Below are 16,162 nucleotides of genomic sequence, written 5' to 3' on the forward strand. Positions count from 1 at the left end.
TCTCTTGTGGGCCGAGTGCAAATCGTTTCAGCCGACACATCGTGGCGCCGCTACAATCGTGCCTCATTTTTCAGCAGCCCAGCGCTCGCCCCCTTTCTCTCCATGACCCTGCAAATCGGCAACATAGCGCTGGAAAATCGCCTGTTCGTCGCGCCCATGGCTGGCGTCACGGACCGGCCCTTCCGCATGCTCTGTCGCGAACTCGGCGCGGGGTATGCGGTCAGCGAGATGGTCACTTCGCGCAAGGAGCTGTGGGGCACGCTCAAGACTTCGCGGCGCGCCAATCACGACGGCGAGCCCGGCCCCATTTCGGTGCAGATCGCAGGAACCGACGCGGACATGATGTCCGAGGCGGCGCAATACAACATCGAGCGCGGCGCGCAGATCATCGACATCAACATGGGTTGCCCCGCCAAGAAGGTCTGCAACAAGTGGGCCGGATCGGCGTTGATGCGCGACGAGCCGCTGGCGCTCGAGATCGTCGAGGCGGTGGTGACGGCTGCCGCGCCGCACCAGGTGCCGGTGACGCTCAAGATGCGCACGGGCTGGAGCGAGGACCATCGCAACGCCGTCACCCTGGCGCGGCGCTTCGAGCAGGCTGGTGTGCAGATGCTCACCGTCCACGGCCGCACGCGCGAGCAGGGCTACAAGGGCTTTGCCGAGTACGACACCATCGCCGCCGTGAAGGCCGCGGTGCGAATTCCGGTTGTTGCCAACGGCGACATCACTTCACCCGAGAAAGCACGCGATGTGCTGGCACTCACTGGCGCTGACGCGGTCATGGTGGGCCGCGCCGCGCAGGGGAGGCCATGGATCTTTCGCGAGATCGCGCACTTCCTCGCCACAGGCACGCATCTGGCCCCGCCCCTGGTGGTCGAGGTGCGGCGCCTGATGCTCGACCATCTGCGAGAGCACTACGCCCTTTACGGCGACTACAGCGGCGTGCGCACGGCGCGCAAGCACATCGGCTGGTACGTGCGCGCATTGCCCGGCGGCGAAGCGTTCCGTGGCGCCATGAACGCCATTGAGGACTGCGACGAGCAACTGCGAGCGGTGGCCGGATTCTTCGACACGCTGGCGACGCGGATGGACCGCATTCCGCACGCCTCGGATGCGGTCGAGCCATCCGACGAACATGCCGCCGACACCCTGGCGTAGAAAGAGCAGAACAAGAGGAGAAGAAGAGAAGGCCATGAGCAAGAAACACATCGAAGACTGCGTACGCAGCAGCCTGGACAGTTATTTCCGCGACCTCCGCGGTACCGAGCCCGACGGCATGTACGACATGCTCGTGCGCGTCGTCGAGAAACCGCTGCTCGACGTCGTGATGACGCGCGCCGAGGGCAATCAATCCAAGGCCGCGCAATGGCTCGGCCTGAACCGCAACACGCTGCGCAAGAAGCTGGTCGAACACAAACTGCTGAAGTAACTCCTGATGAACGCACTGATCTCCGTTTCCGACAAGACCGGCATCCTCGAATTCGCACAGGCCCTGCATGCGCTGGGCATCAAGCTGCTGTCCACGGGCGGTACCGCCAAGCTCCTGGCCGACGCCGGCCTGCCGGTGACCGAAGTGGCCGAACTCACCGGCTTCCCCGAGATGCTCGACGGCCGTGTCAAGACGCTGCACCCCAAGGTGCACGGCGGCCTGCTGGCGCGCCGTGACCTGCCGGCCCACATGGCGGCGCTGAAGGAGCACGGCATCGACACCATCGACCTGCTGGTCGTGAATCTGTATCCGTTCGAAGCCACGGTCGCCAAGCCCGGCTGCACGCTGGAAGACGCCATCGAGAACATCGACATCGGCGGCCCCGCCATGGTTCGCAGCGCAGCGAAGAACTGGAAGGACGTCGGCGTGCTGACCGATGCCGCGCAATACCCGCAGGCACTCGCCGAACTCAAGGCCGACGGCAAGCTCAGCGACAAGACCAAGTTCGCCTTCTCGGTCGCCGCGTTCAACCGCATCAGCCAATACGACGGCGCGATCAGCGACTACCTCTCCCGCATCCAGGAAGACGGCACGCATGCGCTGTTCCCGGCGCAAAGCAACGGCCGCTTCGTCAAGCTGCAGGACTTGCGCTATGGCGAGAACCCGCACCAGCAGGCCGCGTTCTATCGCGACCTGTACCCGGCGCCCGGATCGCTGGTGACGGCGACGCAGCTCCAGGGCAAGGAACTCAGCTACAACAACATCGCCGACGCGGACGCGGCCTGGGAATGCGTGAAGAGCTTCGACACGGCGGCCTGCGTGATCGTGAAGCATGCCAATCCTTGCGGTGTCGCGACCGGCAAGGATGCGCTGCAAGCCTACAGCAAGGCTTTCAAGACCGATCCGACCTCGGCCTTCGGCGGCATCATCGCCTTCAACCGTCCGCTGGACCGCGCTGCGGCTGAAGCGGTGAGCAAGCAATTCGTCGAAGTGCTGATGGCGCCCGGCTATGCGCCCGAAGCGCTCGAAGTGTTCAAGAGCAAGGTCAACGTGCGCATCCTCCAGATCGCGCTGCCGCCCGGCGGCGAGACCGACTGGGACAACGGCCGCAATGCGATGGACGTCAAGCGCATCGGATCGGGCCTGCTCATGCAGACGGCCGACAACCGCGAGCTTTCGATCGACGAACTCAAGATCGTCAGCAAGAAGCAGCCGACGCCGCAGCAGCTGCAGGATCTCCTGTTCGCGTGGAAGGTCGCGAAGTTCGTCAAGAGCAACGCGATCGTGTTCTGTGCGGACGGCATGACGATGGGTGTCGGGGCTGGCCAGATGAGCCGGCTCGATTCGGCGCGCATCGCGAGCATCAAGGCGCAGCACGCGGGCTTGTCGCTGTCGGGCACGGCAGTCGCGAGCGACGCGTTCTTCCCGTTCCGCGACGGGCTGGATGTGGTGGTCGATGCCGGCGCCACCTCGGTGATCCAGCCGGGTGGCTCGATGCGCGACCAGGAAGTGATCGACGCTGCCGACGAACGTGGCGTGGTGATGGTGCTTTCAGGCGTCCGTCACTTCAGACATTGAGCTAGCTGCCATCGGAGAACCGGTACTTCAGCTGAAAGCTGATGGCGCCGTAGAGGCGGTTCTTGATGGTGGGGACGATCGCAATGTTCAGTCCCCAGTGCTTTCCTTCGATCGCCGCGGTCGGGATCAGGGCAGGGAACCAGCCGCCGTTGTTGCTCCTCTGGTAGCCGTCGAAGCCCCCCACCACGGCGCCGAGCTTCACGCCGTGGAACTCGAAGGGCATGACGTAGAGGCCGACGTAGTGCGAGCGGTCGCGATCGCTGTTGCGAAAGGCGCCGGCCGTGAGCGAGAAGATCTTGTCGATCGGCCACTCGATGCCGATGCCTGGATTGAAGTCTTCCAGCCCCTTGTTCCGATCGAAGTGCAGCGAATAGAAGCCGGGATTGATCCAGACCTGGCTGACGTCGACCTGGGCCGAGGCCAAGGCAGGCAGGAGCAGGCTCGCGCTTGCCAGGAGCGACGGCAGCTTCATTGGCGCTAGAGCGTCTTGAAGATCTGGCGGGCAGCTTCGATCGTGGCTGCGACGTCTTCCTCGCTGTGGGCTGCGCTCACGAAGCCTGCTTCATACAGCGCCGGCGCGATGTAGACGCCGCGGTCCAGCAGGCCGTGAAACAGGCTGTTGAACTTCGCGCCGTCGCTCTTCATCACGGCCGGATAGTTCTGCGGCAGCGCGTCGAGCAGGAAGAAGCCGAACATGCCGCCTTCGCTGTCGGAACTGAAGGGGACGCCTTCGGCCACTGCCGCGGCTTTCAGTCCATCTGCGAGAGAAAGCGTCTTTTTCGACAGAGCTTCGTAGAAGCCGGGCTTTGCGATCTCCTTCAGGGTCGCGAGGCCGCAGGCGGTCGCTACCGGATTGCCCGACAGCGTTCCTGCCTGGTAGACCGGCCCTTGCGGCGCGAGTTGTTCCATGATCGCGCGCGGTCCGCCGAAGGCTGCGAGCGGCATGCCGCCACCGATCACCTTGCCAAGCACCGTGAGGTCCGGCGTGATGCCCAGCACGCCCTGCGCGCCGCGCAGGCCGACACGGAATCCGGTCATGACCTCGTCGAACACCAGCAGCGCACCATGCTGAGTGCAAAGCTCGCGGCAGCGCTTGGCGAAGGTGGCGCTCGCACGCACGAAATTCATGTTGCCCGCGATCGCCTCGATCATCAGGCAGGCAATCTCGTGCCCATGCAGCGCGAACGCTTCCTCGAGTTGCGCCAGGTTGTTGTATTCGAGAACCAGCGTGTGCTGCACGACTTCCGGCGGCACGCCGGCCGACGTCGGATTGCCGAAGGTCGCGAGGCCCGAGCCCGCCTTGACCAGCAGCGCGTCGGCATGCCCGTGATAGCAGCCTTCGAACTTGATGATGTACTTGCGTCCGGTCGCGCCACGCGCGAGGCGCAGTGCGCTCATCGCAGCTTCCGTGCCGGAACTCACCAGCCGCACCATCTCCATCGACGGCACCAGCGCGAGGATGGCCTCGGCAAGCTCGATCTCGCGCTCCGTGGGGGCGCCAAACGAAAAGCCTTCGGTCACTGCACGCTGCACCGCTTCGACCACTGCGGGATGCCCGTGGCCCAGAATCATCGGCCCCCACGAGCCGATGTAGTCGATGTATCGCTTGTCCGCCGCATCCCAGAAGTAGGCCCCCTGCGCGCGCTTGACGAAGCGCGGCGTGCCCCCGACAGCCTTGAAGGCGCGAACGGGCGAATTGACACCCCCGGGAATCACTGCGCGTGCGCGTTCGAAGAGGGTGTCGTTCTGGTCCATGTTGATCATTGCATCGAGGAGTGGTCGGTATTCAAGTCGGGAGGGCAGGCCGCCGCGCCCGGCCGCCCGTAGCGGCCGGCCCGCCCCGGTCAGGGGGTAGGCGAAGCGACACGCAGTGCGCGCAGCCTGGGGGCGAGCCTAATGCCTCGTGTCGTGCGGCGGCAAGGCAAAGTCGGTTGGAGATGCAGGGTCGCCATTGTCCTCGTCCTCTTCGTCTTCCGGCTGCGCCCAGAACAGGCGATCGGGCAGGACATGGCCCATGCCGGGGCGGAAGCCTGCATCCAGGCAGCGGTCCATGTAGCTCAGCGCCTCGCTGGTGGCGGCGACGAGATCGGTGCCGCTGGCGAGTAACGCGGCCAGCGCGGCGGACAGCGTGTCGCCAGCGCCCGCGAACACCGCGTCGAGCCGTTCGTACTTCTCGCTCGCGAGCACCGACTGCGGCGATGCCAGCACGTTGTCGATGAACTGGTCGGGCAGCACGAGCCCGGTGACCAGCGTGTACGGCACGCCGAACTCACCCGCGGCCTTCGCGATGTCGCGTGCGGTGGGAGGGCGCTCGCCGCTCCAGTCGGGCAGCAGCCAGCGCCACAGCGTACTGTGGTTGCCGACCAGCACGGTCGTCTGCGGCAGCACGAGTTCGCGAAACGCGTCGTGGTAGGCCTCGATCTGGCTGTCTTCCCACCACGAGAGGTTGGGCATGTACGCGACGACGGGAACCTCAGAGTAGTCGGTCGTGGTCTCGGCCACGGTGCTCAAGACTTCCGGAGAGCCCACGAAGCCGATCTTGATAAGCTGAACCTCGACGTCTTCGAGAATCGAGCGCGCCTGCTCGGCGACGGCTTCCTCGTCGAACGCGAAGTGATCGAAGATTTCCGCGGTGTCCCGCGCGTAGGCGCCAGTCACGACAGCCAGCATGTGGGCCCCGACCGAGGCCATGGCCAGCGCGTCGCCGCCCAATCCGCCGGCGCCGCTCGGGTCGCTGGCATTGAAGACCAGCACGCAGGGTGGGTTCAAATCGCCTTCTGCAGTGTCTTCGTCGTTCGAGGGGTCGTTAAGATCGCTCACTTTGTGATCGTGCTCTGTTGGTAGTAAAGAAGTGTTCATGGCCAATCAGGGCTCACCAGATGGTGGCATATCTGAGACGATTCTCACGGACTTTGAGATACGTTTGGATACGATCGTTGCATTTGATGAACAGGGACTTTAAGCTGCGATGAATACGAAAACCTGGATGTGCCTGATTTGTGGGTGGATCTATGACGAATCGGTCGGCGTGCCGGAAGATGGTATTGCTGCCGGTACGGCATGGGCTGATGTTCCGATGAACTGGACCTGCCCCGAGTGCGGTGCGCGCAAGGAAGACTTCGAAATGGTTGAGATCTGAAGCATGGCATAGGGCCGCGCTTCCTGCGCTCCTGAAGGGGGCGCAGCGGTCGTCAAGGTGTCACAAGAGGAGCGGTGCGAAATGAGCGCGAATGGATCCGGTTACAAGGTGCTCGTCATCGACGACAGCAACACCATTCGGCGCAGCGCCGAGATCTTCCTCAAGCAGGGCGGTCATGAAGTCCTGCTGGCCGAGGACGGCTTCGATGCGCTGTCCAAGGTCAACGACCACAAGCCGCATCTGATTTTCTGCGACATCCTGATGCCTCGCCTCGACGGCTATCAGACCTGCGCGATCATCAAGCGCAACTCTCATTTTTCCAATGTGCCTGTCGTGATGCTCTCGTCGAAGGACGGCGTGTTCGACAAGGCGCGCGGCCGCATGGTCGGCTCGCAGGATTACCTCACCAAACCTTTCACCAAAGACCAACTGCTCCATGCCGTGCAGCAGTTCGGCATTGTTCAGGAAGCGCAGTAAATGGCTATTCGCAAAGTGCTCGTGGTCGACGACTCGAAGACCGAACTGGTCTTCCTGACCGATCTCCTCCAGAAGAACGGCTTCTCGGTGAAGACCGCCGAGAACGCCGACGACGCAATGCGTCGTCTCGAGGAAGAGCAGCCCGATCTCATCCTGATGGACGTCGTGATGCCCGGCCAGAACGGCTTCCAGCTCACGCGCGCCATCGCCCGCCATCCGCAGTACGCGGCGGTGCCGATCATTCTGTGCACGAGCAAGAACCAGGAAACCGATCGCGTCTGGGGCATGCGGCAAGGTGCCCGCGACTACATCGTCAAGCCCGTCAACGCGGCCGAGCTGATGGCAAAGATCAGCGCGCTGGCCTGATCTCGCAAGTCCTCCATCCATGGCCAACCGCGACGCTCTCCGCGCTTTCCAGTCCCGGCTCGCCAGTCGCCTCCAGGCGGCGCGCACCTCGGGCGTTTCCGCATCGTGGCTTGCCGTCGAGGCGGGCGACGCGAACTACCTGTTCCCGCTCGGGCACGCGGGCGAAATCTTTCCTTGGATGCCCCCGCAGCCCGTGCCTTACACCGAGCCCTGGTTTCTCGGCGTGGCCAATCTGCGCGGCGGGCTGTACGGCGTCGTGCAGCTCTCGACCTTCGCCTCCGGCGCCGCAACGCCACCCGCGGTGAGCGAGACGGCGCGTGCGCAGTCCCGGCTGGTGGCGCTCAACGAATTGCTCGAAGTCAACTGCGCATTGCTGATCGACCGGCTGGTCGGCTTGCGCGGCGTGGACGCCTTCGTTGCATCGCAGGCCCCGGCCAGCGATGCTCCGGCGTGGTTCGGACACGCCTACACCGATGCGGCAGGAGGGCGCTGGCAGGAGATCAACCTGCAGGCGCTTTCGCAGCAACCCCAATTTTTGAGCATCGGCGCCTGAGTGGGCCGCTTTGCACACAACCTGAAGGACCGACCGTGAGCTCGATCGCCGACAAGTTCAAGAAACTCCTGCCCGTGAGCGGCAACAGCGTGTCAGTGAGCGCCGATAGCGCCGCCGCACTCACGCTGGAAAATATCGATACCTTGCAGACTCCCGAGGAGAAGACCGTGCTCATACGTAGGGATGCCGCTCCCGAGCCAACCGGCCTGTCGGCCGATACCGATGCAGGCGACGCGGCCGCTGCGGGTCAGGATCCGGAGCAAGCCGTCCAGGCCGAGGCTTCCAGCACCGCGCCGGGTTCGTCGCGCGGCTCCCGCACAAGACGCTCGCAGCGCTCGAATCCCGCGCGCCAGCAGCGGATCCTCGCGATGGCCTTGGCGGGCGTGGTGCTCTTGCTGCTGCTGGTCGCCGGCTCCGCCATCCTGCGCGCCGAACGGCTGGCGCAACAGGTGGCTGCCACGGGTCAGTCGCTCATGCAGTCGCAACGGCTCGCCAAGTCGGTGTCGCAGGCGCTGGTCGGCAACGTCGCGGCATTCGCCGAGGTCAAGGACAGCTCGGACGACCTGACGCGCCGCGTGCAAGGTCTCTCGAACGGCGACGACGCGCTCAAGCTGGAGCGCGTGGGCACCCAGTACGACATGGAGCTCGGCAAGATCACCCCGCTGGTCGAGCGTGCCGACAAGAGTGCCAAAGCCGTGCTGGCCCAGCAGCAGATCCTGACGCAGGTCGGCAACGCGCTGCGCGACATCAATCGCCAGTCTTCGGACCTGCTCGAAATGACCGAGACCGTGGCCTCGCTCAAGATGCAGCAGAACGCCACTCTGCCCGAGATTTCCGCCGCGGGTCAACTGGTGATGCTGACGCAGCGCATTGGCAAGTCGGCCAACGAGTTCCTCACCGTCGAAGGCGTGAGCCCCGACGCGGTGTTCCTGCTCGGCAAGGACCTGAACACCTTCCAGGAAGTCACGCGCGGCCTGCTCGACGGCAGCGCCCAGCAACGCCTGCCCGGCACACGGGACGCCCAGACGCGCCAGCAACTCGATGCCATCCTGAAGACCTACGAACAGACGCGCACACAAGCCGGCGCCATCCTGGGCAACCTCCAGGGCCTGGTCGCCGCGCGCGAAGCGCAAGCCGCCATCCTGGCCGACAGCGAACCGCTGCGCACCTCTCTCGGCGACCTGCAGGAAAAACTCTCCGCACGCACCGGGCTGGGTGCCGGCACGGTGGTGATGCTGTTCGTGCTGTCGCTCGCCGCCCTGGCACTCGCCGGCGCGATCGGTTTCGTGCAGGTGCGCGAAGGCCGCGAACGTGCCGCGGCAGCCGAGCGCGACCGCGTCGAGGCCGAGCGTGTGTCCGAGGACGCCAGCCGCGTCAACGCCGCCAACCAGGCCGCGATCTTGCGCCTGATGAACGAACTGCAAACCGTCGCTGAAGGCGACCTGACGCAGGAAGCCACCGTGACCGAGGACATCACCGGCGCCATCGCCGACTCGGTCAACTACACGGTGGAAGAACTGCGCCTGCTGGTGGGCAACGTGCAGAACACGGCAACCCGCGTGGCGCAGACGACGTCGCAGGTCGAAAGCACCTCGACCGAACTGCTCGCCGCATCCACCGAGCAGCTGCGCGAAATTCGCGAAACCGGTCAGTCGGTGCTGACGATGGCGGAGCGAATCAACGGCGTGTCCTCGCAAGCGCAGGAATCGGCCACGGTGGCGCGCCAGTCGCTGCAAGCCGCTTCGTCGGGCCTGCAGGCGGTGCAGAACGCGATCGGCGGCATGAACTCCATTCGCGACCAGATCCAGGAAACCTCCAAGCGGATCAAGCGCCTCGGCGAATCCTCGCAGGAGATCGGCGAAATCACCGAACTGATCTCGGACATTACCGAACAGACCAACGTGCTGGCGCTCAACGCCGCCATCCAGGCGGCATCCGCCGGTGAAGCCGGTCGCGGCTTCTCGGTGGTGGCGGAAGAAGTGCAGCGACTGGCCGAGCGTTCCGCAGACGCCACGCGCCAGATCTCGGCACTCGTGAAGGCCATTCAGACCGACACGCAGGATGCGGTCGGCGCCATGGAGCGCTCTACGCAAGGTGTGGTGGAAGGGGCCAAGCTCTCCGACAACGCCGGTACCGCGCTCTCCGAGATCGACCGCGTGTCGCGCCGCCTCGCGGAGCTGATCGAGCAGATTTCGCAATCCGCCTCCCGCGAAGCCGATTCGGCCAACGTCGTGGCCGCCAACATCCAGCACATTTTTGCCGTGACCGAGCAGACCGGCGAAGGTACGCGTACCACCGCGCAGCAGGTCCGCGAGCTTTCGCACATGGCCGAGGAGCTGCGTCAGTCCGTGTCTCGTTTCAAGATTGCCTGAACGCCGAGCGCCCAACGTGTCGACCCAAAGCCCTGCCACCGCCCATACCGCCGGCAACGCGCCGGCGACCGAGGATCTTGGGCCGCTGGCCTGGGTGCTCGGAGAAATCCAGAAATCGCTCGACGGTGTGGGCAAGACGTTGCGGCGCTTTGCCCGCGACGCGGCCGCCGCTGCACCGGGCTCCGAGATCGATACCCAGCCGCTGCGCCTCGCGCGACAGCAACTGCATCAGGCCGTCGGCGCCCTTCAGATGGTGGGCCATACGGCACCTGCACTGGTGCTCGGCGCCATGGAGTTCGCAGTCCAGAGCTTCGTCACGGAGCCGCTGCGATGCACCGACTCCGCAGTCCAGAAGATCGACCGCGCGGGTTTTGCCGTCGCTGACTTCCTGAATGCGTTGATCGTGGGCAAGACGGTCTCGTCGGTCGCGCTCTTCCCGCAGTACCGCGAGGTGCTTGAACTGGTCGGCAATGAACGGGTCCACCCCGCTGACCTGTGGAGCATGACTTGGCGCTGGGTCGAGATCAAACCCGCGCCTACCCAAACCGCGCTGGTCTATGACCCCGCCGTCCGCTCGAAGCTCGACCGCGAAGTGCTCAAGGTCGTCAAGAGCGGCGATGACCATGCCGCCCGCCGTCTGCAGGCACTGTGCCTCGGGCTCGGCCGTGGCGCGTCGGTTCCGCGGGTCGCCAGTTTCTGGACGCTCGCGGCCGGCTTCTTCGAGGCCTTGGCGCTGGCGCTGATCCCGACCGACTCGCATGTGAAGCGCGCCGCTTCGCGTGTGCTGCTGCAATACGCCACGCTGGCGCGCGGTGACAACACCGTATCCGACCGTCTGGGCCAGGATCTCCTGTTCTTCTGCGCGCAGGCCGTCCCTGGCTCGCGCGACGAGGCCGCCACGCTGCGCGCGGTGCGCGTCGCCTGGGGCGTCGCGAACGAGCAGACCGTCGACTACACGATCGAGCAGTTCGGCCGTTTCGACCCAGTGGTGCTCGCCCAGGCGCGCAAGCGCATCGAGGCCGCCAAGGAAATGTGGTCGGCGCTCTCGGGCGGCGACGTGAACCGTACGCGGCAGGTGGCCGATACCTTCGCGCAGCTTGGCGAATCGTTGCAGAAGCTGCACCCGCCGAGCACGCCGATGGTGCAGGCGCTGAACAACGCGGTCGACGCGTCGCTGCGCTCCGGCCAACCGCCGGCGACCGAACTCGCGATGGAAGTCGCGACCTCGGTTCTCTATCTGGAAGCGGCTTTCGAAGACCTCGATCCGCATGATCGTCAGCTGACCGCCCGTACTGTGCAACTCGCCGGCCGGATCGAGCGCGCACGCGAAGGCGGCCGATCGGAGCCGCTCGAGCCGTGGATGGAGGAGCTCTACCGCCGCGTGAGCGATCGCCAGACGATGGGCACCGTGGTCGGCGAACTGCGCAGCCACCTCAGCGAACTCGAAAAGTCGCTGGACCAATTTTTCCGCCGGCCCACCGAAAAGGGCCTGCTGCGGACCGTGCCGAGCCAGCTGCTGCAAATGCGCGGCGTGTTCTCCGTGCTCGGACTGGACCAGGCGGCCCAGACCGTGCAGCGCATGCGCGAGAACGTCGACCAACTGCTGGCCGAAGAATCCCCTGCCGACGAGATCCAGGCTTTCGATTCGCTCGGCAACAACCTGGGCGCGCTGGGCTTCCTGATCGACATGCTCAGCTACCAGCCTGCGCTGGCCAAGCGGTTGTTCGTGTTCGATGCCGAACTCGGCGAACTCAAACCTCTCATGGGCCGCCAGGCCAGCGACGCCAGCTTGCCCGAGGCGGTCGCGCCGGTGTCGTTTGCGTCGGCTTCCGGGCCTGTCGCCGTCACCGACACGGTGCTGAGCGTCGAGGAAGTCGATGCGCAGATCGCGGCCAAGCTTGCCGCGCTGGCGGGGCCTGGCACGCGCAAGACACCGCCGTCGCCGATCGAGGAATTCAGCCGCGCAACTGCGAGCTGGACCGCGAAGATCACCGGCCCGGCGCCGCTGGAAGGTTTGCCCGACACCGAGGTGACGGAACTCGAGGAAGACGACCTCCAGAACATCTTCCTGGACGAAGCTCGCGAAGTGCTCCACAACGGCCTCGCCGCTGTGTCTGCGCTCGGTTCGCGGCCGGACGACAGCGGCGAACTGACCGTGCTGCGCCGCGCCTTCCACACGCTCAAGGGCAGTTCCCGCATGGTCGGGCTCATGGACTTCGGCGAAGCCGCCTGGTCGTTCGAGCAGGTGCTGAATACCTGGCTCGCCGATCAGCGCCCCGCCACGCCCGAATTGCTCACAGGCACGCGCACGGCGCTGCAAGACTTCGCGAAGTGGGTCGAAGCCATCGCCGCCAGCGAGCCGCATAGCTGGCAATCGGCCCCGTTCCGCGCGATCGCCGAGGCCTTGCGCACCGGCGAACCGCTCGCGCCGGCTCCGGCCCCCGTCGCCGATGCCGACACCCTGGTGGCCGCCGCCCGTCACATCGCAGCAGAATCGGCGGTCGAAGCGTCGCCGGCGCCCGCCGCGCCGTTGCCGCTTCCGGAGATGCCGGACCTTCCCGACCTGGATCTGGAATCCGAGCCCGTTGCATTCGAAGAGCCGGCCGAGGACGAGAAGCCCGCTGCATCGCAGGTCGAGGAAACGACCGTCTGGCTGGGTTTCGACCGGCCCGCCGCGCACCAGGAAGCCGAGCCGGAAGCTCGGCGCGAGGAAGAACCTGGAAGCGACGATGGCTTTGCGTCGACCGACTTCCTCGATTTCGACGCCAAGCCCGCGGCCCCGCCTGCAGATCCGCAGGTCATGGATGAACTCGAGGACGTCGATTTCCTGGAGACGGTGCATACCTCGCTCGAGCCCGCGCTCGCTGCGCGTGCCGTGCAGCCGGAGCGCGAACCGGAACCGACGCCGGCAACCGCTACCGATGCCGAGATCGAAGCCATGTTCGAGGTGCCCGCACCCGAGGTGGCCGAGGTTGCGCAACCTGCGGAAGAACTCGCGTTCGAACTGACGCTGGCGCCGGAAGCTTCGGCCGAACCGGAAGCCGTTGCCGCACCCGTGCCCGCCGTCGAGCCCGAAGCTCAAGCACCCGCACCCGCACCGGAAGTGGTGGAGGAAGTGCCGGTCGAAGCGACCGTTGAACCGGTCGCTGAAGCGAATGAAGCGCCGGCTGCAGTGGCATCGACCGAAGCCGAAGCCGAACGGGCGGCGGCGGCACCGAGTGCCGAAGAGCAAGTCAAGGTGATCGGCCCGCTGCGGATCGGCATCGCGCTCTACAACGTCTATCTGAACGAAGCCGACGAGTGGTCGAGGCAGCTCGCCACCGAAATCGGCGAATGGGCGCTCGAATCGCATGAGCGCGTTCCCGACTCGATGATCGGCCTGGCCCATTCGCTGGCCGGCAGCTCGGCGACGGTCGGCTTCCAGAGCCTGTCGAACATGGCGCGCCTGTTCGAGGCTGCGCTGCAGCATCTCCAGATGCAGGGCCGCGGAACGCCGGAGCAGGGCGTCGTGCTCGTCGTGGCGGCCGAGGAATTGCGGCGCCTGCTGCATCAGTTCGCCGCCGGCTTCCTGCGCGAGCCCGCCGAGGAAACACTCCAGGCGCTGCGAGAAGTCGCTGCCTCTCAATTGCCCGTCGAGCCCGTCGAAGGCCGGCTGGTGACCTTCCATGTGCCGCGCGACGCGATGGCCGACGTGGCGCTCGACGACTCCGAGGACGCGGTCGACGTGACCGACGCGGTCGACGTCGACCTGTTCCCGATCTTCGAGGAAGAGGCCGCCGAACTGCTGCCCCAACTGGGCGCCGCGCTGCGAGAGTGGTCGCAGCATCCGGAGAACACGGGTCCGCGCTCCTCCACCTTGCGCACGCTGCACACGCTGAAGGGCAGTGCGCGGCTGGCCGGTGCGATGCGCCTCGGCGAACGCGCGCACCGCATGGAGTCCGACATCGAATCGCTCGGCTCCGAGGGCGCCGACCGGAAGTCGATCGAACAACTGCTCACGCGCTTCGACGCACTGCAGGCCACCTTCGATGCGCTGCGCGCTGCCGATGACGCGGTCCAGACCGAACTGGTGCAGCGTGCAACCGCCGCAACGTCCGCACCCAAGCCGGTCGAACTGCCCGCGGCCGTTGAAACGCCGGCGAGCGAGAAGGAAGAAGCCGTCCCCACCGACGAACCCGTCGTGCAACGCAGTGCGGTCGCCTTGCCTTCGCCGTCGGCCCTCACACCGCTGCGCGCCATTTCGAACCAGGCCGTGCGCATCCGCACCCACCTGCTCGACCGCCTGGTCGCGCAGGCGGGCGAGGTGATCATCACGCGCTCGCGGCTCGAAGCCGAACTGGGCCAGCTGCGCAGTTCGCTCGGCGACCTGACCGGCAACCTGGATCGCTTGCGCCAGCAATTGCGCGACATCGAAGTGCAGGCTGAAAGCCAGATGCAGTCGCGCCTGGCACAGGCGAAGGATTCGCAGCAAGGCTTCGATCCGCTCGAGTTCGACCGCTTCACGCGCGTGCAGGAACTCACCCGCATGATGGCCGAGTCGGTCAACGACGTGGCGACCGTGCAGCGCACGCTTCAGAAGACGGTGCAGGCGACGGAAGACGACCTGAGCGCCCAGGCCCGCCAGACCCGCGAATTGCAGCGCGGTTTGCTGCGCACGCGCATGGTGGAGTTCGAGGGGATTTCCGAACGCCTCTACCGCGTCGTGCGGCAGGCCTCGAAAGACACCGGCAAGCAGGTGCGCCTGGATATCACCGGCGGGTCGATCGAAATGGACCGTGGCGTGCTGGACCGCATGACGCCAGCCTTCGAGCACCTGCTGCGTAACTGCGTGGCGCATGGCATCGAGGACGCGGCGGTGCGCGAGAAAGCCGGCAAGGATTCGAGCGGCCTGATAGCCATTGAACTGCACCACGAAGGCAACGACGTCTCTGTCAGCTTCCGTGACGACGGCGCCGGATTGAACTTCGAGCGCATCGCCTCGCGGGCGGTGGCGCTCGGCGTGATCCCCGAAGGCAAGCAACTCAGCCCCGCCGAAGCTGCCGAGCTGATCTTCCAGCCCGGCTTCTCCACGGCGGAGCAGGTCTCCGAACTGGCCGGCCGCGGCATCGGCATGGACGTGGTGCGCGCGGAAGTCGCCGCGCTCGGCGGCCGGATCGAAACGAACAGCCAGCCTGGCCAAGGCACCGTCTTCAAGCTGGTGCTGCCGCTGACGACCGCCGTGACGCACGTGGTCATGCTGCGTGCAGGGGCCGTGTCGATCGGCGTGCCTTCCAGCCTGGTCGAACTGGTCTTGCGTGCCGGGGCTTCCGATCTTGAATCGGCCTACCTCAACCAGCGCTACGCCTTCGGCGGCGAGCAGGTCCCGTTCTACTGGGCGGGGGCGTTGCTCCAGTCCACCGCAGGCAGCGAACGCGCGCCGGGCAAGGCCAACACGATCGTCATCGTGCGAAGCGCCGCACAGCGCGTCGCGCTGCACGTGGATGAAGTCCTGGGCAACCAGGAAGTCGTGGTCAAGAACCTCGGGCCGCAGCTCTCCCACCTGCCCGGCATGGCCGCCATCTCGGTGCTGGCCTCCGGCGCGGTGGCGCTCATCTACAACCCGGTGGCGCTGGCCGCGGTGCATGGCGAGAAGGCGCGCGAGCTTCAGGCAACGCGCAGCCGCCAGGCCGCGACGAAGGACATCGGCGGCGCAGAGCCGACCCGGCAGGCGCCGCAAGCGGTGCCGCAGGTTCCGCTGGTGCTGGTGGTGGACGACTCGATCACGGTGCGGCGCGTCACGCAGCGTCTGCTGCAGCGCGAAGGCTACCGCGTCGCGCTGGCGGCCGACGGCCTGCAGGCGCTCGAGCGGCTCCAACAGGAGCGGCCGGCCGTCGTGCTGTCGGACATCGAGATGCCCCGCATGGATGGATTCGACCTTGCCCGCAACATCCGCGCGGACGAGTCGCTGGCCGACCTGCCGATCATCATGATCACCTCGCGCATCGCCGAAAAGCACCACGACCATGCGCGCGCGCTGGGCGTGAATCACTACCTCGGCAAGCCGTATTCGGAAGAGGAACTGCTGCGGTTGGTGCGCAGCTACACGGGCGTCGAAGTGCCTGTGGCGCTGGTTGCTTAAGCACACCCCCAGGCTTGTGCTTGGAGCACACCCCCAGGCTTGCTCACTTCGTGTAGCCGCCCACCCCCTTGCAGGGGGCGCAGCCGGCGGCCCGGCGGAGCCGGTTCCGCGGCTGCTCACGAAGGGCGGC

12 protein-coding genes are annotated in these 16,162 nt (G+C 66.0%); 9 read left to right on the forward strand and 3 right to left on the reverse strand.

Features of this window, described 5'->3' with window-relative positions; genetic code table 11:
* The first annotated feature begins 102 nt into the window (after window positions 1-102).
* The 3 genes from dusB to purH are packed head-to-tail and all read left to right on the forward strand — an operon-like array spanning window position 103 to window position 3,007.
* Window positions 103-1,158 (forward strand): tRNA dihydrouridine synthase DusB, encoded by a 1,056-nt coding sequence (gene dusB, locus QTI04_RS08855; protein WP_286615159.1) that lies wholly within the window; start codon window positions 103-105, stop codon window positions 1,156-1,158.
* Window positions 1,159-1,192: 34 nt separating this feature from the next.
* The gene (locus QTI04_RS08860) at window positions 1,193-1,429 is read left to right on the forward strand and encodes a Fis family transcriptional regulator (RefSeq protein WP_068683508.1); all 237 of its coding nucleotides are present in this window, start codon (window positions 1,193-1,195) and stop codon (window positions 1,427-1,429) included.
* A gap of 6 nt (window positions 1,430-1,435) precedes the next feature.
* Window positions 1,436-3,007: a bifunctional phosphoribosylaminoimidazolecarboxamide formyltransferase/IMP cyclohydrolase gene (purH, locus tag QTI04_RS08865; protein ID WP_286615160.1), complete on the forward strand. Its 1,572-nt coding sequence runs from the start codon at window positions 1,436-1,438 to the stop codon at window positions 3,005-3,007.
* Window position 3,008: 1 nt separating this feature from the next.
* Here purH and QTI04_RS08870 read toward each other — a convergent pair whose 3' ends face one another.
* From QTI04_RS08870 to QTI04_RS08880, 3 genes are all read right to left on the reverse strand, one after another.
* Entirely contained in the window at window positions 3,009-3,479 is a 471-nt protein-coding gene (locus QTI04_RS08870) for a hypothetical protein (RefSeq protein WP_286615161.1), read from the reverse strand.
* A 5-nt stretch (window positions 3,480-3,484) separates the two neighbouring features.
* The gene (gene hemL / locus QTI04_RS08875; protein ID WP_286615163.1) at window positions 3,485-4,771 is read right to left on the reverse strand and encodes a glutamate-1-semialdehyde 2,1-aminomutase; all 1,287 of its coding nucleotides are present in this window, start codon (window positions 4,769-4,771) and stop codon (window positions 3,485-3,487) included.
* A 129-nt stretch (window positions 4,772-4,900) separates the two neighbouring features.
* Window positions 4,901-5,866 (reverse strand): bifunctional hydroxymethylpyrimidine kinase/phosphomethylpyrimidine kinase, encoded by a 966-nt coding sequence (locus tag QTI04_RS08880; protein WP_286601165.1) that lies wholly within the window; start codon window positions 5,864-5,866, stop codon window positions 4,901-4,903.
* Between the two features lie 109 nt (window positions 5,867-5,975).
* On the opposite strand from QTI04_RS08880, the gene QTI04_RS08885 reads away from it, so the two are divergent.
* The 6 genes from QTI04_RS08885 (at window position 5,976) to QTI04_RS08910 (ending at window position 16,032) form a co-directional block, all read left to right on the forward strand.
* Complete coding sequence (locus QTI04_RS08885) at window positions 5,976-6,146, forward strand: rubredoxin (protein WP_081781356.1); 171 nt, start codon at window positions 5,976-5,978, stop codon at window positions 6,144-6,146.
* Between the two features lie 81 nt (window positions 6,147-6,227).
* A complete protein-coding gene (locus tag QTI04_RS08890) occupies window positions 6,228-6,623 on the forward strand; it encodes a PleD family two-component system response regulator (RefSeq protein ID WP_286567888.1) in 396 nt (131 codons plus the stop codon).
* The gene (locus QTI04_RS08895; protein ID WP_286601167.1) at window positions 6,624-6,989 is read left to right on the forward strand and encodes a response regulator transcription factor; all 366 of its coding nucleotides are present in this window, start codon (window positions 6,624-6,626) and stop codon (window positions 6,987-6,989) included.
* 19 nt (window positions 6,990-7,008) lie between these two features.
* A complete protein-coding gene (locus QTI04_RS08900; protein WP_286601169.1) occupies window positions 7,009-7,542 on the forward strand; it encodes a chemotaxis protein CheW in 534 nt (177 codons plus the stop codon).
* A 35-nt stretch (window positions 7,543-7,577) separates the two neighbouring features.
* Entirely contained in the window at window positions 7,578-9,914 is a 2,337-nt protein-coding gene (locus QTI04_RS08905; RefSeq protein WP_286601170.1) for a methyl-accepting chemotaxis protein, read from the forward strand.
* Window positions 9,915-9,930: 16 nt separating this feature from the next.
* Window positions 9,931-16,032, forward strand: a complete 6,102-nt coding sequence (locus QTI04_RS08910) for an Hpt domain-containing protein (protein ID WP_286615164.1) — start codon at window positions 9,931-9,933, stop codon at window positions 16,030-16,032.
* The last annotated feature ends 130 nt before the right edge of the window (window positions 16,033-16,162 follow it).

Source organism: Variovorax sp. J22R115 (genome assembly GCF_030317005.1).
Taxonomy (GTDB): Bacteria; Pseudomonadota; Gammaproteobacteria; order Burkholderiales; family Burkholderiaceae_C; genus Variovorax.